This is a genomic window from Halorubrum sp. Atlit-26R, assembly GCF_003666015.1.
Classification (GTDB): domain Archaea; phylum Halobacteriota; class Halobacteria; order Halobacteriales; family Haloferacaceae; genus Halorubrum.
This window is the reverse complement of record NZ_QPLT01000334.1, coordinates 1-558: the sequence shown is the minus strand read 5'-3', so window position 1 is coordinate 558 and position 558 is coordinate 1. Positions and strand designations below refer to the sequence as shown.

Below are 558 nucleotides of genomic sequence, written 5' to 3'. Positions count from 1 at the left end.
GGCGTACATCACGGCCACGCGGTCGCAGGTCTCGGCCACGACGCCCAGGTCGTGTGTGATCATCAGGACGGACATCCCGAACTCCGCCTGTAGGTCGTCGATCAGATCGAGGATCTGCGCCTGAATCGTCACGTCGAGCGCGGTGGTCGGCTCGTCGGCGATGAGGAGGTTCGGCCGGCAGGCGAGCGCGATGGCCACGAGCACGCGCTGGCGCATTCCGCCGGAGAACTCGTGCGGATAGTCGTCGACGCGTTGTTTCGCTTCCGGGATGCCGACCGCCTGAAGCATTCTGACGACCTCGTCCATCACCTCGTCGTCGCCGTCTCGACCTCCGACCTTCGGGAGTATCTCTCGGATTCCGTTGGTCCACGAGTCCGTCTTCTGACCGCCGTACCGATGGAGCCGCAGCGACTCGGCGATCTGTTCGCCCACGGTGACCGCCGGGTTGAGCGAGGTCATCGGGTCTTGGAATATCATTCCCATCTCGCCCCCGCGAACGCGACGGACGGCCGCCTCGGGAGCTGCCGTCACGTCGACGATCCCCTCGTCTATATCGAC

General features: G+C 65.1%; 1 protein-coding gene. It reads right to left on the bottom strand.

What is annotated here, in order from left to right; genetic code table 11:
* Positions 1–558, bottom strand: a 558-nt coding sequence (locus tag DVK07_RS20845) for an ABC transporter ATP-binding protein (RefSeq protein WP_147441307.1), incomplete at both ends; no start/stop codon positions are given.